The 21,353-nt window shown below is 63.9% G+C and carries 18 protein-coding genes and 1 pseudogene; 3 read left to right on the top strand and 16 right to left on the bottom strand.

Annotation, left to right across the window (positions count from 1 at the left end):
* Positions 1–278 precede the first annotated feature (278 nt).
* The 13 genes and pseudogenes from CTR55_RS25200 to CTR55_RS25140 all read right to left on the bottom strand — a co-directional run bounded on the left by CTR55_RS25200 (position 279) and on the right by CTR55_RS25140 (position 12,286).
* Positions 279–980 (bottom strand): hypothetical protein, encoded by a 702-nt coding sequence (locus CTR55_RS25200; RefSeq protein WP_296290402.1) that lies wholly within the window; start codon positions 978–980, stop codon positions 279–281.
* 198 nt (positions 981–1,178) lie between these two features.
* Positions 1,179–1,400: pseudogene (locus CTR55_RS25195) on the bottom strand (tyrosine-type recombinase/integrase); the annotation flags it as partial.
* A 24-nt stretch (positions 1,401–1,424) separates the two neighbouring features.
* A complete protein-coding gene (locus CTR55_RS25190) occupies positions 1,425–2,117 on the bottom strand; it encodes an SOS response-associated peptidase (RefSeq protein WP_296290400.1) in 693 nt (230 codons plus the stop codon).
* A gap of 80 nt (positions 2,118–2,197) precedes the next feature.
* Positions 2,198–3,199 carry an isocitrate/isopropylmalate family dehydrogenase gene (locus tag CTR55_RS25185; RefSeq protein WP_296290399.1) on the bottom strand — a complete coding sequence of 334 codons (1,002 nt, stop codon included), beginning with the start codon at positions 3,197–3,199 and terminating at the stop codon, positions 2,198–2,200.
* Positions 3,196–3,840 carry a carbonate dehydratase gene (gene can, locus CTR55_RS25180; protein ID WP_296290398.1) on the bottom strand — a complete coding sequence of 215 codons (645 nt, stop codon included), beginning with the start codon at positions 3,838–3,840 and terminating at the stop codon, positions 3,196–3,198. Before can ends, CTR55_RS25185 begins: the two co-directional genes overlap by 4 nt.
* 63 nt (positions 3,841–3,903) lie before the next feature.
* A complete protein-coding gene (locus CTR55_RS25175) occupies positions 3,904–5,148 on the bottom strand; it encodes a C69 family dipeptidase (protein WP_296290396.1) in 1,245 nt (414 codons plus the stop codon).
* Positions 5,123–6,511, bottom strand: a complete 1,389-nt coding sequence (locus CTR55_RS25170) for a flavin monoamine oxidase family protein (protein ID WP_296290395.1) — start codon at positions 6,509–6,511, stop codon at positions 5,123–5,125. Before CTR55_RS25170 ends, CTR55_RS25175 begins: the two co-directional genes overlap by 26 nt.
* Before the next feature lie 320 nt (positions 6,512–6,831).
* Positions 6,832–7,284: a ribosomal protein S18-alanine N-acetyltransferase gene (gene rimI / locus CTR55_RS25165; RefSeq protein WP_296290393.1), complete on the bottom strand. Its 453-nt coding sequence runs from the start codon at positions 7,282–7,284 to the stop codon at positions 6,832–6,834.
* Positions 7,281–8,120, bottom strand: coding sequence for an energy transducer TonB (locus CTR55_RS25160; protein WP_296290392.1), 840 nt, complete (start codon positions 8,118–8,120; stop codon positions 7,281–7,283). Before CTR55_RS25160 ends, rimI begins: the two co-directional genes overlap by 4 nt.
* A 114-nt stretch (positions 8,121–8,234) precedes the next feature.
* On the bottom strand, positions 8,235–8,750 hold the full coding sequence (locus CTR55_RS25155; RefSeq protein WP_296290391.1) for a DUF6160 family protein: 516 nt from the start codon (positions 8,748–8,750) through the stop codon (positions 8,235–8,237).
* Positions 8,751–8,768: 18 nt separating this feature from the next.
* Complete coding sequence (locus CTR55_RS25150; protein WP_296290389.1) at positions 8,769–10,337, bottom strand: hypothetical protein; 1,569 nt, start codon at positions 10,335–10,337, stop codon at positions 8,769–8,771.
* 1 nt (position 10,338) lies between these two features.
* On the bottom strand, positions 10,339–11,421 hold the full coding sequence (locus CTR55_RS25145) for a hypothetical protein (protein WP_296290388.1): 1,083 nt from the start codon (positions 11,419–11,421) through the stop codon (positions 10,339–10,341).
* A 259-nt stretch (positions 11,422–11,680) separates the two neighbouring features.
* Positions 11,681–12,286 carry a hypothetical protein gene (locus CTR55_RS25140; RefSeq protein WP_296290386.1) on the bottom strand — a complete coding sequence of 202 codons (606 nt, stop codon included), beginning with the start codon at positions 12,284–12,286 and terminating at the stop codon, positions 11,681–11,683.
* Between the two features lie 217 nt (positions 12,287–12,503).
* On the opposite strand from CTR55_RS25140, the gene mksB reads away from it, so the two are divergent.
* The 3 genes from mksB to mksF are packed head-to-tail and all read left to right on the top strand — an operon-like array spanning position 12,504 to position 17,369.
* Entirely contained in the window at positions 12,504–13,781 is a 1,278-nt protein-coding gene (gene mksB, locus CTR55_RS25135; protein WP_296290384.1) for an Mks condensin complex protein MksB, read from the top strand.
* Positions 13,771–14,538 (top strand): Mks condensin complex protein MksE, encoded by a 768-nt coding sequence (gene mksE / locus CTR55_RS25130; RefSeq protein WP_296290381.1) that lies wholly within the window; start codon positions 13,771–13,773, stop codon positions 14,536–14,538. The genes mksB and mksE overlap by 11 nt, the downstream gene beginning before the upstream one ends.
* Positions 14,535–17,369, top strand: a complete 2,835-nt coding sequence (mksF, locus tag CTR55_RS25125; protein ID WP_296290380.1) for an Mks condensin complex protein MksF — start codon at positions 14,535–14,537, stop codon at positions 17,367–17,369. Before mksE ends, mksF begins: the two co-directional genes overlap by 4 nt.
* 174 nt (positions 17,370–17,543) lie before the next feature.
* Here the strand turns inward: mksF and CTR55_RS25120 are convergent, their stop codons facing one another.
* Genes CTR55_RS25120 through CTR55_RS25110 form a run of 3 tightly spaced genes read right to left on the bottom strand, consistent with a single transcriptional unit; the run spans position 17,544 to position 21,100 of the window.
* Positions 17,544–19,844: an MlaD family protein gene (locus CTR55_RS25120; protein WP_296290378.1), complete on the bottom strand. Its 2,301-nt coding sequence runs from the start codon at positions 19,842–19,844 to the stop codon at positions 17,544–17,546.
* Positions 19,837–20,457 (bottom strand): paraquat-inducible protein A, encoded by a 621-nt coding sequence (locus CTR55_RS25115; RefSeq protein ID WP_296290377.1) that lies wholly within the window; start codon positions 20,455–20,457, stop codon positions 19,837–19,839. Before CTR55_RS25115 ends, CTR55_RS25120 begins: the two co-directional genes overlap by 8 nt.
* The gene (locus CTR55_RS25110; protein WP_296290376.1) at positions 20,444–21,100 is read right to left on the bottom strand and encodes a paraquat-inducible protein A; all 657 of its coding nucleotides are present in this window, start codon (positions 21,098–21,100) and stop codon (positions 20,444–20,446) included. Before CTR55_RS25110 ends, CTR55_RS25115 begins: the two co-directional genes overlap by 14 nt.
* Positions 21,101–21,353: the final 253 nt, after the last annotated feature.

The raw sequence follows: 21,353 nt of genomic DNA, 5'->3' as shown, positions 1-21,353 counted from the left end.
TAGAGTTTGAGAAGCGACATTTACTGAGCCTGGAAAGTGTCTAGGGAATCCGGGGCGATTCAGTGACTACATTAGGCCTGTTGTCAGAAACAGCCGGTTGAAATGAGGTTTTGTCGCCTTTGAAAGGTCCGATTTACAAGGCTTCGGGGGAGCGCGGGGTGTCTCTCATGCGATTCATAATGCTGATGTCCCAGGTTCAAGTCCCGGTGTAGCCACCATACAAAACAAAGGGTTAGCGAAAGCTAACCCTTTGTTTTGGCCGGCAGACTACAAACCGACTACATCCCGTCTACGGGTATCACGCATTGCGTGACCTTAAAAGTGATCGCCTCCCCCGCCTTGCTCGCCATGAGCACGCGATCACCATCCAGAAATGCTACCCGCTGCCCTTTCTCCAGAACACACGGTGCTTTGCCGAACATCTCGAACGTGTAGAGGAACCACTTGGTTTTTTCCTCCGCATACGACACATAGGCAGACTGGCCCCCCGTCCACCATTGGTAGCAGACGGTAACCACCACCACGGCACTTATCACCTGCACCAAAGCTGTAAGCGCTCGATAACGTCCGCGTTCGCGGGGCTTGTACCAAGGAAACATCATGACGCGAGAGTTTTCGTCAGGCAGGAAATTGAACATTACATAGAGTGCAAGTCCGCCAGTACCAAGGGCCAGAAGGAAGACGTACATAAAGAGAAGCAACGGTGGAGCAACAAAGACCGTTGCAAAGGCAATGGTGTGAACGAACTTGCCAGGGTCCACACCAACCAATCCGTTAACCACCTGGCTAGCAATCGCAACGGCTAGGTTCGTTCCAAATGCCAAAGCGGCAATAAGCAAGAGCTTGCCAAAGGTGGTTTCGGAAATTGCCTTATAGAGGCTGGCAAGATCAGCGATCATAGCCACCCCCCAGAATATGTACCCGAGGCCTTTGAATCCTTTGTTCAGCTCCCAATCGAATTGGCTGAACAGCAGGTACAACGCTCCACAAACAGCTGCATTGACGTAGCATCGCTGATTGGAGTGAAGTGCCCAGTACCAGCTCCATACCTTCGCTCGAAGCTGCCGCACAAAGCCTCTCACCGACACATCCGCTGTATCCATAACCGTTTACGCACATCCATGGCGATCTCAATGTGCCATTCATAAGGCAAGGGATACCGCTATTACAAGTGCGGTTCATACCAATACCCCGCATTGAGCCAACGGTGACAACCGCATTGCGGACTCCAAATGCTCCGGCGACAGGTGCGCATACCGCATGCTCATCGTGATGGACGAGTGCCCCAAGATCCGCTGCAACGTGAGGATGCCCCCTCCTCCCATCATGTAATGGCTCGCGAAGGTGTGGCGGAGGATGTGGGTCAGTTGCCCCGGTGTCTGGAATCCACAGCGCTCATATCCAGGACGCATTGTACCGAACGGTCAGTCCGCGCTTTCGATCAACTCCACCGAATCATTCCTCGCGTTATTCACCCGCAACGACACCCGGTGTCCCGCAAAGTCATCCCTTGCATGGTGAATCAAATCGCCTAGTGTTTCGCTGCGCGTAGCAGCAGATAACCATTCCTCAAAGCTCTCCGGCGCAAGCACCACGGGCATGCGGTGATGAATGTGTTCGATGCAGGGCGCGGCGGAGCGAGTCAACAGGGCGCAGGAGAGTACAGGCTCTCCATTTGGGGTTATCCACAGCGAGCAAAGGCCAGCGATGGCGATGATGGGGTCGGTTGGGCTGTGGATGAAGTAGGGTTGGCGGACCTCGCGACCGGCAGGGTTGCACACAGATTCCTTCTCGTTCCATTCATACCAGCCCAGTGCAGGCATCAGGCAGCGGGTGCTGCGCAGGGCCTGGCGCCAAAGGGGTTTGCCGGCGGCGTCTTCGCTGCGGGCATTGAAGGAGAAGCGCGGCGGGGTAGATTCCTTCCACCAGTCGGGGATCAGGCCCCAGCGTGCGGGCAGCAGTTTGAGTTGGCCGCTTTCGTCGTGACGCAGGATGGGCACGGTCATGGTCGGGGCGACGTTGTAGCAGGCATTCGGCCAGCGCGGCGGTGTGCGCGCGCCGATGTGCCAGTAGCGTTCGATGGCGGCCTCTTCGGGGCTGACGTAGCGTCCGCACATGCTGGGCACCAAGGGAAAGGGGTTACTTTCACCTTGGGTGGCGAATGGCGGGCTGTCCAGACAGGGTGACGGGCGTCCGTTTAGCCTAGGCGCTCCAGCACTCCCTTCCCGATAACCCGCGTCGTCTCGCCGCCAAAGTCCACACTCCCCTCCTCCTGCAGAAATCCATCCACCGCCGTATCGATCCGCTCCGCCAGCTCTGGCAGTTGCCAGTAATACCGCAGCAACATGCCGGCGCTGAGGATGGCGGCCAGCGGGTTGGCGCGGCCGGAGCCGGCAATATCGGGGGCGCTGCCGTGGATGGGTTCGGCCAGGGCGATGCCGGCGCCGAGGTTGAGCGACGGCGCCAGACCCAGGCCGCCGCCCCAGTGGCTGGCGAGGTCGGAGAGGATGTCGCCGAAGAGGTTGGTGGTGACGATCAGGTCGAAGGCTTCCGGGCGCTCGACCAGTTGCAGGGCGGCGACGTCGACCAGGCGCTCGTCGAGCACGTCGCTCCAGCCGTCTTCGGCCAGGATGTCGCGGCAGGTGTCGCGGAACAGTCCGCAGGTGAGCGGTAGGACGTTGGCCTTGTGCACGAGGGTGATGCGCCGGGCGTGGCGCTGGCGGGCGAGTTCGGCGGCGCCAGCGGCGAGGAGTTCGCAGGCGGCGCGGCTGATGACGCGCTTGGCGATGGCGACGCCTTCGGCTTCCCAGTGTTCGCGGCCGCTGTAAAGGCCTTCACTGTTTTCCCGCAGAACCAGCAGGTCGATGCCGGCGCGGGGCGAGACCACTGGGCGCGAGCGCACTGGCCGCAGGTTGAGGTTCAGCGCCAGCCCCTGGCGCAGGCTGAGGATGGCGCTGCGGTAGCCCTCGACCTTGTGGCTGGGTGAGGAAACAGCGCCGAACAGGCCGGCGCCGCAAGCACGCAAGCGCTCGTAGGTGGAGTCGGGAACGGAAGTGCCGTGGCGCTGGAAGCAGTCCCAGCCGGCGTCGGCTTCTTCTACCTGAAGATCGGGCAGCAGATGCTGCAGAACCTGCACGGCGACGGGCACGACCTCGCGGCCGATACCGTCACCGGGGATGACGCAAAGGCGTCGGTTCAAAGCTGGCCGAGTGGGCGCAGGCGGTATTGCGGCGGCAGTTGGTCGAGGCCGCTGACGGTGACGTTGAGGTTCTTCCAGAGGCCGTCCTTGATGCCGTAGATGCAGCCGTGCACGGAGAGCTCCTGGCCACGGTGCCAGGCGTTCTGGACGATGCTGGTGTGACTGACGTTGGCCACCTGCTGGATGACGTTGAGTTCGCAAAGGCGATCGACGCGCTCGTCGTCCTTCTCGAACTGGGCGAGATGGTCGCGGTATTCGTAGGCAAGGTCGCGAATGCTGCGCAGCCAGCCGTCGATCAGGCCGAGCTGGGTGTGCTGCAGTGCGGCGCGCACGCCGCCGCAACCATAGTGGCCGGTGACCAGGATATGCTTCACCTTGAGCACATCGACGGCGAACTGGATGACTGACAGGCAGTTGAGGTCAGTATGCAGCACGACGTTGGCGACGTTGCGGTGGACGAACAGGTCGCCCGGCAGCAGGCCGACGATCTGGTTGGACGGCACGCGCGCATCGGAGCAGCCGATCCACAAGTACTCGGGGGCCTGCTGGCGTGCCAGCTTGGCGAAGAAGTCAGGGTCTTCCTGCTTGATGGCTTCGGCCCAGCGGGCGTTGTTGTCGAACAGTTCCTGCAGATCGCTCATGTCCGGCTCCTCATCATTGGCTGGCGGCACCTTACGCAGCGCGGGCGTGGCTGACAAGCCGCATCAGCGCACAGCATTCAATCGCCACCAGCGCGGCGGGCGTGGCGCCTGCTGCAATGCCAACTGGTGCCAGGTGTCGTGCCAGGCCTGGCCTTCGGCGGCGAGGCGCGGCCAATCCAGCGTGCACCGATCCAGGGCACTGAGCAACTCGGTTTCCAGCCAGCCATGGCCGACGCGCAGGGCGTCGGCGAAGTCGGGGTCAGCCAGGGCGCGCTGGTGTACGGTCTCGAAGCGCCACCAGAGGGAATCTTCCACGGCGTCGGTCTCGCGGCTGAGCAGCCCTTCCCCGGCGCGCTCGTCGAAGCCCAGCGGCTGGAACATCGACAGGCAGGGGGCGGAAGTCGCAGTCGCGGCAAGGCGTGGGGACTCGCCGTCGAGCCGGGCGATGAGGCTGGCGGTGGTCTGAGAGGGGCGCCAGAAGCTGCCGGCATGCAGGCATATCTGCCGGTTGTCGTGCTGCTTGAAGCGATCCCCGCGGTGACCGTGGCTGCGCAGGGCGACCACCAGCGCCAGCCAGTCGACCTGGGCCGGGCAGTGGGCGAGGAAGTCTTCGTTGAGCTGACGGCGCTGGTGGGCGCCAGCCACCCACGGCAGCACGCGGCCGTCAAAGGCACGGGCGAAGTGGAAGTCGCCACGGCCATTCCAGCAACCGAAGCGGCGCGCCTGGGTTTCCAGGTTGGGGCTGGCGAGGTCGTATTCATGACCGAGGCTCAGGGCGTTGGAGATGGCCCAGCGCTCGACCTTCTTCGCCGCCCACAGGCGCCCGGCGGTTTCCAGCACCCAGGCTTCGTCGCGATCTGCGATCAGGTAGCTGTTGTCGTAGCGCATGCGTTTGTTGCGGTAGCCGGCCGGGCCGCCCTGGCCGTGGCGCTCCAGCAGTTCGGTGATGACGGCCAGCGCCTCGCGGGCGCTGCCGCCGCGCTCCAGGCCCAGGCGTAGCAAGTCCATGCCGAGCAGGGCTTGGCCGTCGCGTTGGGTCAGTTTGGTGAAAACGGCTTCGTTGCCGATGGCCACGCCCCGGTCGTTGACGCCCATCTCGGCGCCCCACAGCCAGGCCGGCTGGCTGAGGATGACCCCGTGGCGGTTGGCGGTCTGGGGGATCTGCAGGTAGCTGGTGCGCACCGTGGCCGCGCTGTCGCCGCTAACGGCGGGCAGGCGGATCAGGCGTTGCGCTTCGGCGGGTTCGCGGTCGCTGTTCTTGGCGAACCAGGTGGCCCCGCCGCTACGCAATACCAAGGTGTCGCACATAGTCTTCCTCCCCGTGATCTTCCCGCGCGCCGAGCACTTCCCGCGCGGCGCGCTCCCCGGCCTCCACGGCCCCGTCGAAATAGCCCATCCAGCGCGTTGCCGTTTCGGTGCCGGCGAAGTGCAGACGCCCGTAGGGTTCGCGTAGGCGCGCTGCGCCAGCGCTCCACAGCCCCGGCGGGAACAGGGCGGCATAGCAGCCCCGGGCGAAGGGTTCCTCGGCCCAGGATTTGTCCACGTAATCCACCGGATTCAGCGCCTGCTCGCCGAAGTAGCGGGCGAAGCAGTCCAGCACCTGGCCACGGCGGTCGCCGGCGGGCCGGGCGTTCCACTGCCGCGCCTCGTCGCCTTCGATGAATCCCAGCAGCACGCCGCGCCCGGAATCGGGGACGCTGTTGTCGAAGGTCAGGCGCACCGGGCCGGTCTCGCTGGTGGCCTGGCCGGAGAGGTTCTTATCGCGCCAGAAGGGTTTGTCGTAGAGCGCCATGCACTTGATCACCGCCCCCTGGGGCAGGCGTTGCAGCAACTGGTCGCGCCAGCTGGGCAGCAGCGGTTCCTGGGTGATGCGCAGCAGTTGAGTCGGCGGGATGGCGAAGATGACATGGCTGGCCTGGTGCGTGCCGCGGTCGGTCACCAGTTCGACTCGGCTGCCGTCCTGGCGCACGGCGCGCACCGGCTCGCCCGTGATCACACCGCCGAGGCGTTCGGCCAGGGTTTCGCTGATCCGCTGGGAACCGCCAAGGATGCGGTCCTGCTGGGCGCCGCCGTCAACGCCCAGCAGGGTGTCGAGGTCGGTACCGCTGTGAATGTAGAAAAGTACGTGGAGGAACGAGAGGTCGTGGGGACTGGCCGCGAACACGGCGCCGCACATCAGCTCGAAGACCTTGCGCCCGGTGGAGGTACGCACATTGCGCCGCAGCCATTCGGCGAAGGTGAGGCTGTCCCACTGCGGCGCCTTGGGGTGCAGGCTGGGGTCATTCAGCGGGATTTCCCGTGCCATGCGGTCCAGACGCACATGGGCCTGAAGGACATCGAGCAGTACGTGGGGAGGAAGCTTCGGGATGGTGCCGCGATACGGCCTGAGCCGGCCACCGAAAAGGGTGAGATTGTCGCCCTGATTCCATTGCGGATAGGTCGACAGGCCGAGCTCGGCCAGCAGCGAAAGGATACGCTCCTGGGTCGGGCCGACCCATTGGCCGCCGACCTCGACCACTTCGCCGCTGGCGAAGCGATGGTTGAGGGTACGTCCACCGACGCGCTTGTTGGCCTCGAGCACTTTGACCCGCCGTCCGGCTTGCGCCAGACGCCAGGCCGCGGTCAGCCCCGAAATGCCGGCGCCCACCACGATCACATCGCTGCGATTCATGTTTGCGACCTTATGTTCTTGTTGTTATTGGTCGTAAGGGTAAGCCAGGAATCGTCCTCAGAAAAACCTGATCGGCAGGAAATTTCTCAGATTTTTCGGGGGAGATCGTTCGGGGGCTCTAGCCTCGGATATCCCGGTGCGGGAGCTGATTGAGCGGCGGGGAGTGCGGTTTGGGCGAGGCTTCGCGAGCAAGCTCGCTCCTACGAAGAGCGCGCCGCGGCCGACCTGCAGGAACGAGCTTGCTCGCGAACCGCACGCTACGAAGCTGATCGCGAACGGAGTCCGCTCCTACGGATATCGACGCTTGCGTGGGGCAGGGCTTAGTCGACCAGCGTACAGGCCATCACCAGCGCATCTTCGCGCCCACCAGCCGCCGGGTAATAATCGCGGCGGCGGCCGATTTCGTTGAAGCCGTAGCGCTCGTAGAGGCGGTAGGCGGGGACGTTGGAGGCGCGAACTTCGAGGAAGCACTCCACTCCACCGCGTTCGTGGGCGCGCTTCATCAGATGCTCCAGCAGGACCAGGCCCAGACCACGGCCCTGACTTTCCGGCTTGACGGTGATGTTGAGCAGATGCGCTTCATCGAGGATCAACTGGATCACGCCGTGGCCGACCTGCTGGCTGCCTTCGAACATCACCCAGCATTCGTAGCTCTTCAGGCCGTCGGCAAAGGTGCCGCGCGTCCAGGGGTGGCTGAAGGCGGCGTATTCGATCTTGAGTACGGCATCGAGGTCCGCCTCGGTCATCGGGCGGAAAGAAACGGCATCGCTCATGCGGGTGTCTGACTCATCCAGCGTTGCCGCACGCGGCGCATGGCGCGCCAGAGGTCGGCTTTCAAAGTGGGTTCTTCGGCCAGGCGTTCCAGGCCGGGCAGCGCCCAGGCGACGCCCAGGCCTTCGACCTGCAGCTCACGCAGCAGGGATTCTTCATCACCTTCGCCAGCGAAGCGCACGGCAGGCATGCCGACCAGCCACAGGCAGGAGCTCGGTGCGCCCTCCTCCAGCCGCGCGGCGACGAAACCCTGGACGAATTCGCGGGCGGCTTGCGGGCCCTGGTCCAGGTTGCCGCGGGAGAACAGCGGCCAGCGTACGGGCTCGCCCATCAGTTGCGGGCTGTCCGGCAGGCCGGCGGCGCGCAGCAGGTCTTTTAGCAGCAGGTAAGCCGGGTCACGGCTGGCCAGTGGCTCGCCGGTGGGCAGTTCGACCAGCAGGGTGCATTCGCCGGCGCGCAGCAGTTGCAGGGCAAAACGCGGCGGCGGTGTGATCGGAGCGCGGACGACCGGTTCGGCTTCCGCCTCGGCCGGCGCTTCGACCTTGACTGGCACGGCCGGCTTGGCCGCGGCACCGACTTTGGGCAACAGGCGCGCGGCGATCGAGCCGGGCTCGCCAGCCGTGACCGGCGCGGGCGCGGGCGCGGGGGCAGCAACCGGAGCGGCGGCCTCGCGCACCGCGGCAACGGGCGCTGCAGCTGTGGGCTCGACAATGACGGGGGCCGGGGCTTCCAGCAGTTCCGGGCGCGACGGTGCGGCGAACGGCAGCACCACGCGCGGCAGCCAACTGGCGACCTGCATGGCGCCAAGGTAGGCGCGGCGACGGGCTTCTTCGATCAAGGGGCGTTTACCTGTGGGTGGTGCGTGCACGGGCAGGCCGACACGACGAGGCGGGATTGTCGCGTGAAACGCGCCGGGGGGAAAGGCCAGCGGGCGGAGAGCCCGACGTTTCGCTCAGGGAGTGCCGAAGACGTAGACGTTGCCAGTGAGCTTGACCGCGCCAGTGGCCTGGTAGGTGAGCAGGTTGGTCTGCTGCAGGCCGCTGCCGGACACCTTGCCCTGGTTGGCGCCGCCCAGGGTGAACTGCAGGTTGGTTGCGCTGGCGTTGCTCAGGCCGATCTTCATGGCCTGGCGGTTGAACAACGCGCCGTCGCCGTTGAAGCCGTTGTTGATGGTCACCATGTCGATGGACATGCCGTCGAAACTGAAGGTGCCCTTGATGTTGTCCAGCACGATGTAGCCGGTGCTGTTGAGCGGCTGGATCGCCAGCCGTGCGCCGCAGCCGCCGGGGCAGCGAGTATCGGCGGTGTTGGCGGCGAGGTTGAAGTTGACGCTCAGGCTGACACCGTCCTGGCCACTGACATCGGCCATTTCGGCATCGTCCAGGCTGCGCAACTCACTGTGGGCAGTGGCGGCGACCAGGAGTACCAGGGGGGCCAGGAGTCGGCTCACAAGGCGTGCAGGTTTCACGGCGAGGCTCCTCATGCGCTAGCGCGGCAGGTTTACGGTGCGGACGTTCAGGTAGTCGATGCGCAGGCCTCGGATGGCCTGGGAGCCGACGTCGGTGCCGCTGATGTTCAGGTTGCCGATGCTGATATTGCTCTTCTGCACATTCTGGTAGAAGGCGTCGTGGTTGGCCCAGGTGACGCCCGGCGCATTGAGTACCAGGTCGCCGTTGCTGGCCACCGAGAGTGTCGCCGGCTGGTAGTTGGCGTCGCCCAGGTTGAGGTCGAAGTAGACGTTCTTGGCCACTGCCTTGTTGGTATCGGCGCAGTTCTCGCAGCCGGCGATGACCAGCTTGTCGGCGTACATCTGCAGGCTCATGGAGGCCTTCAGCCCGGCGGCGTCGCCCCAGAGGTTGAGGTAAGAGCCATTGAGGGTGAAGTTCTCCAGGGCGATGGAGAAGAAGTCGGTACGGGTGGTGGTGGCGCCCGCCGTGCCGTTGCTGCTGTAGGCGGTGCTGGGCAGGGTGAATTTGGTCGCGATGCCAATATCCAGGCCCTGGATGCGTGTGCCGGAGGAATTCTGCATGGCGCCGGCCACCAGTTGCACCGTGGAGACGTTCTTCTCGGTGCGGGTGATGGTGCCGCTGACGCAGGTCGTGGCGCTGCCGCCTTGCGCGCCGCAGAGCTGGACGAACTTGTCGTAATCGCTGGCGCGCTGGCTGAGGGAGATGCCGTTGCGGCTGACGTTCCAGGCGGCGCTGAGGTTCTGCTGGGCGGCGGTGAGGTTTTCGGTGCTGCTGTTGTAGGTATCCACCGAGGCGTTGTAGTTCTTCACGGCGGTGTTGTTGTTACAGGCCGCGAGGATACCGCAGTCGTATTTGGTGCCCAGCGACGGACGATCCACGCACCACAATCCGCAGACCTGCTCAGGAGCGGCGGTGTAGCGGGTATTCATGCTGCTGTAGTTGGTCTTCTGCGTGACCTGCGCTGCATCCACCTGCACTTCGCGCTGGTTGACCACCACCATGTCGGCGTCGATGCCGCTCTTCAGGCTCACCATATTGCTCGAGTAAGCCGAGAGCAGCGTATCGCGCTGGGTCTTCAGGGCGCCCAGTTCAGCGTTGATCTTGTTGGTCGCCTGGGCCGGGTTGGTGCAACCGGCATCGCCATACAGGCAGCCCTGGTAATAGGACCAGAGGCCGAACTTGTGGGTGTCGTTGATCGGGTCGGTCCAGGTTGGCGTCATCAGTTGCAGCGCTTCCTGGTTGGCCGGGATGTTCAGCCCGGCCTTGTACTTCACCGGGCCAAGGGTGAAGGGGTGCATGGGCGTGCCGAGGTAGGCCTTGGTGTCGAGCGTGCCGCGCTGGCTTCCGGCGCCCTTGATGTAGGCGCCGGTGATGTCCACCTGCACGTCCTGGTTGGCGCTGTTCTTCACCCCGGAGATCTTCGCGGTGGCGGCCGCCTGGTCGTAGCTGAAGCCGTCGATGAAGAAGCCCAGCCCAGCGCCGCTGACCTCTTCCAGTTGATCATCATCCAGGGCCTTCATGCCCAGTGCCGGCAGGCTGACCAAGCAACCGGCGAGACAGGCAGCTACCGCTGCGCGCCAGCTCATCTCAGCAGCCCGCCGCTTGCGCGCCCATGCAGGTGGACTGCCGGGGCAGGCCGCGCAGGGCATCGTAGAGGTTGATCAGGATCGGGTAGACCGCGTCCGCGCCGCTGCCCACTTTCGGGAAGTTGGCGAAAGCGCCGGACTGGGTGTTGACGAAGTTGCCGGCGTTGGCCAGGTCCTGCCAGGGCACATTCTGGTTCTGCAGGGAGAAGAAGATGCCCTGGGCGCCGGTGTTGATGTCGGTGGAGCCCGGCTTGCCGATGTAGATGGTCTTGTAGTTGGTCAGGTCGAAGCAGGTAGTCAGGCCCAGCGCCTGGCAGTTGCTGGTGGTCGACAGGGTCGGGATCAGCGAGGCAATCAGGCCGCCGGCATCCGAATGCAGCGAGTCGCCCTTGGCGACCCCGATCTGTGTGGCGCGGTTGATCGGCTGGCCGTTGATGGTGGCCTCGCCGGTGCCGGCCTTGAGCAGCACCACGTCGGCGTACACCGGGGTGTCGCCCGCCACGGCCAGCGCCAGGCAGTTGATGAGGTTCGGGCAGCCATTGCGGGTGTAGTAGTCGTAGGCGATGGAGGCCGGGCCGTAGATCTGCCCCTGCAGGTTGCCGGTGATCGACAGGATGTCACCGGAGAGGTCGCCCTGCGCCTTACCGAAACCGACCCGCGCACCGACCAGCTGGCGCACCCCATTGTTGGTCTGGAAGGCGAATTCGACGTATGGGTCCTGGATCTGGAACGGCACCACCTTGGCATCGGGGCTATTGGAGTTATCCACCCGGCCGAGGGCGAAGTTGTTGATCAGGATGTCCGCCGGCTGGCCAGAGACGGTGGTCGAGCCGGTGCGGCTGTAGTTGCCCAGGCTCAGTTGGTCGATGTTGGTCAGCAGGCTGACGTCCGCGCCGAAGTTGAGCCGGGTGTACTGATAGTTCTGGTAGGTGGAAGCGTCGACGGTGAGCATCGCGCCCTGGCCGGAGATGGCGGACAGCTCTTCATCGTCCATCGATTGCATGCGCGCCTGGGCGGAACAGGCCAGCAGGCCGCCGCAGAGCAAGGCAAGGGCACGCATGAGCGGGCCGGAGGACTGACGCATGGCGCTCTCCTTTCCAGGATCCTTTCCAGATCCTTTGCCGGCCCCCTGTTCACGGGCGCCTGTTGTTATTCGTCGGGCGTAGCGGGTCAGCAAGCAGGTCGAGACTCGGCGCCGTGATGCCACTATAGGAATTCAGCCACCGCGGCGGGCCGACCCATAGTCGAGTAAATCGCTCCGAACGATAAGCGAAGAAAGGAAAGTCCGGGCTGGTTTGTTACCCATCGTCACACCCAGGTGACAGCTTCGGGCAGCCGAAGGCTCACTGATGGCGGAACAGGCCGATCAGGTGTTCGGCGATCGCCCCCTTGATGGCGTCGAGGTTCAGTCGCGAATGGGCCTGCAGCTTGGCGGTGTTCAGGCGATGCAGGTGCAGCGAAGGCATGCGCGCCTCGTACTCGCGCAGGTCGCCCTTCACCAGCACCGGCAGGAAGATGTCTCCGCGCATGCGGTAACGGTTGATCAGCAGCTTGAGGCCATCCTGGAAGGGCATCTCCCGCGACGCCACCAGCCGGTGCTCGCTGGGGATCTTCAGGTACAGGCCGCTGTAGCCCATGGTCTCGCCGGGCAGGATGTGGATGCCGGTGGGCTCCACTGCATCACCAGGGATGTCATGGAAGGTGTCGAACCAGGCCTGCTCATCCGGAAGGATGGTGATGCCGCCTTCCTGGTTCTCTGGAATCACGAAGCTGTAGTTGCTGTAGAGCTTCTCGATGTACGACGAGTAGATGCACAAGCGATTTTCGAAGCGCTGCAGGAAGGCGATGGCTTCATTGCGATCGGTGATCGCATCCAGGTCCCAGTCAAGGTCGTCCTGGCGTTCCAGTTCGGCCCAACGGGCTTTGGCGAGTGCGGCGTCGTAGGTCATCTGCGTAAATCAGACTCTGATATCTAGGTCTCTGATACAGGCTTTGGCAAAAAACTTGCCAGAAAATTCAGCCATTTAGGCCAGTTTTTTCGTGAGCTGATTCACACGTTCGTCGCTCGCGCAGTCGCAAACTGACGCGTTTCGTCACCCTGTCGGCCAGGGGTAGGCCTTTGCAGTACAATCGCTCCCTTTGTTCATTCCGGGCCCAACCAAGCCGATGATCGACCCACGACGCGTACTCCGCGCCCTCGCCGAACACTGGGTGCTGCTCGAACCGCTGTGCGAGCGCTTCGACGCCGGCACCTTGAGCCTGGTGGAGCTGCGCATCCAGCTCACCAGCCAGTTGCCCGACAGCACCCCGGTGGACATCACCGCCCTGCTCGACCAGTGGGTCCGCCTGGACATCCTCGTCCCGGTGGCCAAGAGCCCGAACCGCTTCGAGCTGAACGCGCAGATCCACGACTTCCTCGCCTACCTGCGCCAGGAGCACCGCCTGGGCCTGTGCCTGGAGATCGAAGCCTACCTGCGCCACCTGGAACGCCTCGCCGGCTACATCCGCGATGCCTTCGAAGTACGCGACGGCAACGACCTGGCCCGCCAGCTGCGCCTGCTCGACATGCGCGTGCGCGACGTGCTGAAGAAGCTCGCCAACGACGAACAGGCGCTGGTCGCCGTGGCCGACCGAGCGAAGACCCAGGACCGGCAGATTCCGCTGCGCCAGCGCTACGCGGAAGTCCTGGCGACCTGGGACGAATACGTCGAGCCGATGATCCAGCTGGTCGCCGCCGACGGCGCCTTCGAACAAGGCGTACACCGCGTGGAACAGGTGCTGCTGCGTCTGCTCAGCGAACAGGCGCGCCTCGGCCAACTGGTCGATGACGACCAGTTGCTGCGCACCCACGCGCGCATCCTGGAAATGCAGACCACCGCCCAGCTCACCCTGCGCCGCGCCCGCGAGTTGCTGCTGCCGCTTCGCGAGGAAGCGCGCCGGCACAACGCGATCACCCGTGGCGCCGCCCTGGCGCTGTCGGTCATCCGCCGCAAGGGCATCGACGCCGTGCCGCAGGCCGCGCTGCCGATGTTCACCCGACCGCAGAGCAACTTCCTCGGCACTGCCTCCCAGGTCGAGAGCTACGTCTTCGCCCTCGCCAGCTTCCAGCCCAAGCCGGCGCACTTCCCCAAGGCCAGCGGCAATCGCAAGAGCGAAGGCCCGCAGCGCTCGCCGCGTACCGCACGGGAGATGCTCGACCGCTGCCAGGCCGCGCTACCGCTGCCGGACCTCATGCACTGGCTGCTGGAACAGGAACCCGAAGGCGCCACCGACGAGCTGCTCTACTGGTTCTCACGCCTGTCGCGCGATGCCCGCTTCCAGCGCGACCGCCTCGACCGCCGCCAATACGACACTCTCCAGCACAGCGTCAGCCTGTGCTCCTTCGCCCTGATCGCCGGCCCGACCGCTGGCAAGGACAGCAAGAGCGAATCGCATGCAGATTAATCTCACCGAAATGACCCAGCTGGCGCCGATCTTCCGCGAGCTGTTCAAGGGCTTCCACATCAGCCGCCGCGACCCGGAGCTGTACAGCCAGTTATCCAACCAGCAGGACGCCTACCGCGCGCTGTTCCGCAGCCTGGGCTACGAGCTGGTCTGCGATACCCGCGGCTTCTACTACTTCGTGCCCGAGCAGGTCGGCGCCCAGGTGAACAAGACCGCCCAGCGCCTGGCGCTGTTCACCTTCATCCTCGTCGAGCACCTGGCCGACCAGGGCCGCGACCCGCTGGCCGTCCTCGATGGCGGCAGCATCGGCCGCGACGAGCTGCCGCCGCTGCTGGAGAAATACCGCGACCTGTTCCTGCAGGCCGAAGTGACCACCCAGGAAGAACTGGAAGAGAAGGTCATGCGCCGCCTCACCCAGCTCGGCTTCGCCGCCGAGGACAACGGCGTGTACCGCTTCCTGCCGCCGATCCACCGCTTCCTCGATGTCTGCCTGTCGGTCCAGCAGGACCGCGACCTGGCCGCCAACCTGCACGCCAGCGAAATGCAGTTCACCGCGCCGGTGCTGATGGAAGAGGATGACGAGCCTGTTGTGATCCTGGAGTCCTATGCGGACCAACCGGTTGCCGACAGCGAAGACGCCATCGTGGTGATCGACGAACCGGCCGCTCCCGCTGAAATTGCCGAAGACGAGAGCGAAGAAGACGCCCTCGCCCGCGCCATCGCCGAAGAACAAGCCGACATGGAGACCCCGGCATGACCCAGGAACGCTACGGCATCCGCCGCTTCGCCCTGCTCAACACCGCCGGCTACAGCCTCGGCATCTTCCCGCTGGAACAGCCACTGTCGGTGTACGGCGCGAACAACCTCGGCAAGTCGGCGTCGATCAACGCGCTGCAGTTCCCGATCCTCGCGCGCATGTCCGACATGAGCTTCGGCAAGTACAGCCTGGAAGCCTCGCGCAAGTTCTACTTCGCCACCGACACCAGCTACATCCTCATCGAGCTCGACCTGCCCAATGGCCGCCATGTGATCGGCGTCGGCGGCCGCGGTCCGGGCGGTGGCTTCGGTCACCAGTTCTTCGCCTACCAGGGCGAGCTGGATCTTGAGCACTACCAGAAGAACGGCACCTGCCTGCGCCTGCGCGAGCTGTACGCAAATCTGGAGCGCGAGGGCATCAAGTCCTATGAGCTCAAGCCCGACGAGCTGCGTCGCCTGCTGGTCGGCGGTCACACGTCGATACCGCTGGACCTGACCCTGATCCCGCTGCGCTCCACCAGCGAACAGAGCCTGAAGACCTTCCGCTCGCTGTTCATCAACCTGCTGCACATGCGCGAGATCACTGCCGCCAAACTCAAGCAACTGTTCCTCGATGCCTTCGAGCACAGCCTGCGCTCGGGTAGCGTCGACTACATCGCCGCCTGCGAAGAAGCCTTCCGCGACGTACGCCGCATGGAAGGCGACTACCAGGCGCTGGTCGCCGCCGGCCCGCTGGTCGAGGCGCTGGCCAACGGCGTGCAGCAGCGCGAACTGCTGCGCGGCAAGATGCACCGTCTCTCGCCCCTGCTGGATAACCTGCTGGGCACCTGGGAAGACTACTCCGGCGCGCGCAAGGAAGAGCTGGTCATCCAGGCCGAGCACTACCGCAGCGAGCAGGACGGCCTGCAGAACGAACAGCGCGGCAGCACCGCCGAGCTGATGCGCCTGGAGCGCGAGATCAGCGAGCTGCAGCGCTGGATGGGCGAACTGGCCGTGCTGAAGAACCGCTTCGCGCTGGTCGACGACGCCAAGGTGCTGGAGCAGCAGCTGCTCGCCGCCAAGGACGCCCACGACGAATTGGCCGGCGCCCTGGCGCACTCCCGGCAGTTCTCCAGCGAAGACCTGGAAGAGCGCATGCGCGACCTCGAGAAGCGCCTTAAAGGCGTTCGCCAGCAGCTCGAACACGCCGACAACAACAGCTACGCACGCCTGCGCGAAGAGTTCTCCCAGCAGGACGTGGAGCGCCTGATGCGCCTGTTCAACGGCGCGCTGTTCAGCCTGCCGCTGGGCGAGAAAGGCGTGGACCTGGACGAGGCCGGCCAGTGGGTCGGCAGCGTCGAGAAGATCCTCGATGCCTTCAAGGGCGAGCGCTTCGAAGTGCCCGGCCTCTCCATCGACCTCGCCACCATCGAGCCGCCGGCCCTGCAGGCCCTGGCCGACCGCGCCGCCCTGCGCGACCAGAAGGAACGCCTGGAAAAGGAGCTCAAGCAGCTCAAGACCCAGCAGGCCGTGGCCGCCGACCGCAACGCCAGCAAGGCGCAAGCGGACAAGTTCTATCAGGACGTGCTCGACGCGCAGAAAGCGCTGGAAGACTTCCGCCGCAGCCAGACCCTCAATGCCGAGGAGCCGGGCAAGCTGGAGCAGCTAGCTCAGCTGGAAGCGACCCAGGACGAGCTCAAGCGCTCCGCCGATGCCTTCACCGAACGCGTCCAGCAGCTCTCCGCCAAGCTGCAGTTGATCGGCCGCCAACTGGCCGACATGGAAGCCAAGCAGCGCACCCTCGACGACGCCCTGCGCCGCCGCCAACTGCTGCCGGCCAATCTGCCCTTCGGCATCCCGTTCATGGACCCGGTCGACGACTCCATGGACAACCTGCTGCCGCTGCTCAACGACTACCAGGACACCTGGCAGTCGCTGCAGCGCGTCGACGGCCAGATCGAGGCGCTGTACGCCCAGGTCCGCCTCAAGGGCGTGGCCAAGTTCGACAGCGAGGATGACCCGGAGCGTCGCCTGCAACTGCTGATCAACGCCTACGCGCACCGCACCGACGAGGCCCTGACCCTGGCCAAGGCGCGCCGTGCGGCGGTCACCGACATCGCCCGTACCCTGCGTAACATCCGCAGCGACTACGACAACCTGGAACACCAGTTGGCGTTGTTCAACCGCGAGATCAACAAGCGCCAGGTTTCCAACCTGCAAAGCTTCCGTATCGTGCTCGCGCCGAACAAGGACGCGCTCAAGCACATCGATCAGATCATCCACAGCGCCGGACAGTACGAGGAGGGCGAGAACCTCTCCGTCTTCGACCTGACCCAGAGCGCCGAGCAGGATACGAAGAACGAGGAAGCCAAGGATTATCTGTCGCGCCTGGTGGCGGCGAACAACAACCAGCTGGGCCTGAAGGACCTGTTCGAGTTGGCGTTCGAGATCACCAAGATGGGCGGCCAGCCGATCATGCACACCGACATCGACGGAGCTGCCTCCAACGGCACCACGATGACCATCAAGGCGCTGACCAACATGTACCTGTTGCTGCACCTGATGGACCGCGAACAGGCTGGCCGCGTGCGTCTGCCCTACTACCTCGATGAGGCGGCGGACATCGACGAGCGCAACCAGTCGGCGCTGCTGGAGACCAGCCTGCAGCTGGGCTTTGTGCCGATCCTGGCGAGCGTGAAGCCGCAGGTCTCGGCCCAGGTGGCCATCGACCTGGAAGGTGGCAGCGGCCCCAACGGTATCTACATCGACGAGGCGGACTGGAAGTACATCCGTCGCCGCGATGCAGAGAAAGCCGCACACAGCGATGTGGAGGCCAGCGCCGAGCCGGCATGATGCTTCTGCAGCGTTGACGAAAGCCCCGTATCGCGGGGCTTTTTCTTGCGAGCTGTTCGTAGGATGGGTATCGCTGCGCTCCAAGCCATCCTACGAGTGTTGCTCGCCTCTCATGCGTGCGCGTGAAATGAGAAAAGGGCCGCAATCGCGGCCCTTTTCCTGTACGGCTGAAACTCAGTTCGCCTTGCTCAACGGTATCTTCGGCGCCCAGTCAAGCCACTCATCGTTTGCCTCGTCGAACAGCGCAAAGGTCTGCCCCGGCTTGGCCGGCGAGCCCATCTCGGCATTGTCCGGCGTGGCGAAGGCAACACCGCCAGCCAGGATGGTCTCCATCGACTCCGTACGCACCTTCACCCCCTTGAACAGGCCGGCGTCCACGCCAACACCGCTGGTATTCCAGAAGCGGCTGCCGGTGCGCACCAGAGTGGCGTAGCGCGGCTCGATGAGGATGTGGATCAGCACACGGTCCGCCGTCTCGCCCAATTCGAACGAGGTCACCTTGCCCACCTGCACTTCACGGTAGGTCACCGGGACGCCAGCCTTGAGCGAGCCGCGGCGGGCGGCGCTCAGGGTCAGGCGCAGGCCATCCGCGTCCAGTAGACGATTAGGCTCGCCCTCCAGCAGGCTGAAGCTGGTCTGTGCCTGGCCCGCCTTGGGTGCCGGTAGCACCTCGATGTACTGGCCGCTGACGATGGTGCTCAGGTTGGACACACCGGAGAGCCCGACCTGCGGCCCCACCACCCAGAAACGGGTGCCCTGGCGGGCAATACGATCCGCGCCACGGGTGAGTCGCGCCTTGAGTTGGACGGTCTGCAGGTCCTTGCTCAATTCGACCTGTTCAACGCGGCCGACTTCCAGGCCCTTGTAGCGCAGGACGGTGCCTTCCTTCAGACCATCCGCGGTTCCGGCCCGCAGTTCGATCATCTGCCCCTTCAGGTGCGCATCATCCTCACTGTCGAACAACGCGAAGCGACGCACCTTGGTCACCGGCGCCGCTTTGGGATCAGGAGTATCGAAGGCAATACCACCAGCGATCAGCGTCTGCAGCGACTCACTCTTCAGCTTGATACCGTCCAGGCCGCCACTGATGGTGACACCGCTGATATTCCAGAACCGCGACGACGTATTCACCAGCTTGGCGTACTCCGGCTCGATGTGGACGCCGATGATCAGCCGCGACGGATCGCGGCGAGACAGCTGGTAGCTCTGCACGCTACCGACCTTCATCTGGCGGTAGAGGATCGGCGTACCAACTTCCAGTGAACCCAACTGGTCGGTGGTCAGCACCAGATGCAGGCCAGGGGAGTCGAGGTTCAAAGGAGGCGCTTTCGGCCGGATGACGAAGTCGCGAGTCGGCTCACCGTCACTGGCGAAACGCACGTTGAGGTAGTTGCCCTTCACCAGCGCTTCCAGGCCAGTAATACCGGCCAGCGAGATGCTCGGCTTGACCATCCAGAACTCGGTCTTGCTGTTGAGGAACTCTTCGGTGCGTGGATCCATCGACAGGGTGGCGGTGGCACCGTTGAAGTCCTTGTCCATGTCGATGCTCTTCACCGTCCCGACCTCCACACCGTTGTACATCACCGGTGTGCTGCCAGGAGTGAGCCCGCTGACATCACTGACTTTCACCTTGACGGCGAGACCGGCCTGGGCGGCGTCGAAGTCCTCGTACAGACGGAAGGGTTTGGTCGGATCGGTGGGCGGGCTGTCCGAATAGCTCTCCGGCGTGGCAAAGGCAATACCGCCAGCGGCGATACTCGCCAGGGACTCGGTGCGAAGCTTCAAGCCGCTGAGGCTGCCGGAAAGAGTAATGCCGCTGGCATTCCAGAAACGCGAGTGCTTGCGCACCAGGTTGGCATAGGCAGGCTCGATATGGATCTTGACCTCGATGGTCTTCTGGTCTTCCGCCAACTGGTAGCTCTTCACCTGGCCAACCTGGATCTGCCGGTAATAGATCGGGCTGCCCTGCTCCAGGGAGCCCAGCCGATCGGCCTTCAGGGTCAGGTGCAGGCCGGGCAGGCTGTCCGACAGCGGCGGCGGCTCCTTCAGGGCGATAAACTCGTGCTGCTGCTCGCCCTTCACCGGATCGATCGCGATGTAGTTGCCCGAGACCAGGGTTTCCAGCCCGGTTACCCCGGCAATCGACACCCGTGGCTTGACCAACCAGAAGCGGCTGCTCTTGCTCAGGTACTCAGCTGCTTCCTTACGCATCTCGACCACCGCCGTGACGCCCATGTTGGGTTTGTTCACATGCAGGTCGACCACCTTGCCGACGCCGATCCCCTTGAACACCACCTCGGTCTTGTTGGCCTGGATACCCTCGCCACTCTCGAACTGGATCTGGATCATGATCCCGGCCTGGTCATAGGCACGCCATGCAAGCCAGGCGCCGATCGCCAACGCGATCAACGGCAGGATCCAGATAGCCGACCAGTTCGTGGTCTTTCGCATCTTGGGTGTGGGGAGATCACTCATCGTCGTTTTCCGCGTCCGTGTTATCCCAGATCAGTCGGGGATCGAAAGTTACTGCAGCCAGCATGGTGAGCACCACCACGGTAGCGAAGGCAGCCGCACCCAGGTTCGCCTCGATGCTGGCCAGATTACCGAAGTTCACCAGCGTCACCAGGATCGCAATGACGAAGATGTCGAGCATCGACCAGCGGCCGATCCACTCGATAAAGCGGTACATCACATTCCGTTGCCTGGCAGAAAGCGGCTGGCGCCGCTGCACCGAATACAGCAGCAGCGCAATGCCGACCAGCTTGAAGGTGGGCACCAGGATACTGGCGACGAACACGACCGCGGCGATGGGGACCATATCTGCATTGATCAGCTCAACCACGCCCTCCATGATCGTCGCCGGCATGCCGTTGCCAAGGAAGTTCACCGTCATGATGGGTAGCAGGTTGGCAGGGATATAGAGGATCGCCGCCGTGATCAGCAATGCCCAGGTCCGGATGATGCTGTTGGGCCGCCGATCATGCACCACTGCGCCGCACCGGCTGCAATGAGTGTCATCCTGCTCTTCGCGGCGGTTGAGTTGGTGGCACTCGCCACAAACCACAATACCCGCGTCAATGGCTCTCATCGTCGTACTCCTCGGACAACTCGCCCCAGACCTGGTGATGAGACATGGTCACTTCCAGCCAGATCTGAGTGAACAGCAGGCCAATGAAACAGCCCAGGCCGACACTGACATGCAGCTCCGCCATGCCGATCAGTTTGACGATGGCGACGAGGATGCCCATCAGATACACCTCCAGCATCCCCCACTCTCGCAGGTGCTGGTAGCCACTCAGCAACAACATGCCGTGCTCGCGCAGCACCTTGTAGCGGATGGTGACCAATACGAATAGCTGGCAGAGCAACTTGGCCAGCGGGATCACCATGCTGCAAAGGAACACCAGGAAAGCGACACCAGCCATGTTCGAGTGATACAGGCCAACCACACCGCTCCAGACCGTATCCATGCTGGTCTGCCCCAGGATGGTGATATGCATGATCGGAAGGAAGTTCGCCGGGATATACAGGATCAGCGCCGTCAGCACCAAAGCCAAGGCGCGACGAACCATATGGGGACGATGGATTTCCAGTTCGTATCCGCAGCGCGGGCAAACTGACCGGTGCCCGAGAGGAACGGGCTCGCGGCGCATCAGCAGGTCGCACTCGTGACAAGCCATCAGCTCGTCCAGAGGCAGATCCTGCAAGGCAGGTCCTGGGATGTCGGACATGTAGGAACTCAAAGAAAATTTGAAGCTATTGTAGACGACCCAACCATGTCTCCGGTGCCCGAACAGTGCCTCAAATATCGTGGAGAAACCTGCCTGGAATGCCGCTTACCGTGTTATTCCGGTAAGCAGGCTGTGCCCGTGAACATCCTCGCCACAGGCGACTGAAGCTCAGCCCAGGCTTTCCCGCGCGCAAAAGCAAAACCCCCGGCCAGCTTTGCTGACCAGGGGTCTTGGGATAGGAGCTTGACGATGA

Source organism: Pseudomonas sp. (genome assembly GCF_002796985.1).
Taxonomy (GTDB): domain Bacteria; phylum Pseudomonadota; class Gammaproteobacteria; order Pseudomonadales; family Pseudomonadaceae; genus Pseudomonas.
This window is presented reverse-complemented; position numbering and strand designations above follow the sequence as displayed.

Bases quoted from the DNA above. Each gene is read 5' to 3' on its own strand.
- CTR55_RS25170 (WP_296290395.1), bottom strand. From the start codon at position 6,511: ATGAATCGCAGCGATGTGATCGTGGTGGGCGCCGGCATTTCGGGGCTG.
- CTR55_RS25140 (WP_296290386.1), bottom strand. From the start codon at position 12,286: ATGACCTACGACGCCGCACTCGCCAAAGCCCGTTGGGCCGAACTGGAA.
- CTR55_RS25190 (WP_296290400.1), bottom strand. From the start codon at position 2,117: ATGTGCGGACGCTACGTCAGCCCCGAAGAGGCCGCCATCGAACGCTAC.
- CTR55_RS25120 (WP_296290378.1), bottom strand. From the start codon at position 19,844: ATGAGTGATCTCCCCACACCCAAGATGCGAAAGACCACGAACTGGTCG.
- CTR55_RS25150 (WP_296290389.1), bottom strand. From the start codon at position 10,337: ATGAGCTGGCGCGCAGCGGTAGCTGCCTGTCTCGCCGGTTGCTTGGTC.
- CTR55_RS25110 (WP_296290376.1), bottom strand. From the start codon at position 21,100: ATGTCCGACATCCCAGGACCTGCCTTGCAGGATCTGCCTCTGGACGAG.
- CTR55_RS25175 (WP_296290396.1), bottom strand. From the start codon at position 5,148: ATGTGCGACACCTTGGTATTGCGTAGCGGCGGGGCCACCTGGTTCGCC.
- mksF (WP_296290380.1), top strand. From the start codon at position 14,535: ATGACCCAGGAACGCTACGGCATCCGCCGCTTCGCCCTGCTCAACACC.
- CTR55_RS25145 (WP_296290388.1), bottom strand. From the start codon at position 11,421: ATGCGTCAGTCCTCCGGCCCGCTCATGCGTGCCCTTGCCTTGCTCTGC.
- rimI (WP_296290393.1), bottom strand. From the start codon at position 7,284: ATGAGCGATGCCGTTTCTTTCCGCCCGATGACCGAGGCGGACCTCGAT.
- can (WP_296290398.1), bottom strand. From the start codon at position 3,840: ATGAGCGATCTGCAGGAACTGTTCGACAACAACGCCCGCTGGGCCGAA.
- mksB (WP_296290384.1), top strand. From the start codon at position 12,504: ATGATCGACCCACGACGCGTACTCCGCGCCCTCGCCGAACACTGGGTG.
- mksE (WP_296290381.1), top strand. From the start codon at position 13,771: ATGCAGATTAATCTCACCGAAATGACCCAGCTGGCGCCGATCTTCCGC.
- CTR55_RS25115 (WP_296290377.1), bottom strand. From the start codon at position 20,457: ATGAGAGCCATTGACGCGGGTATTGTGGTTTGTGGCGAGTGCCACCAA.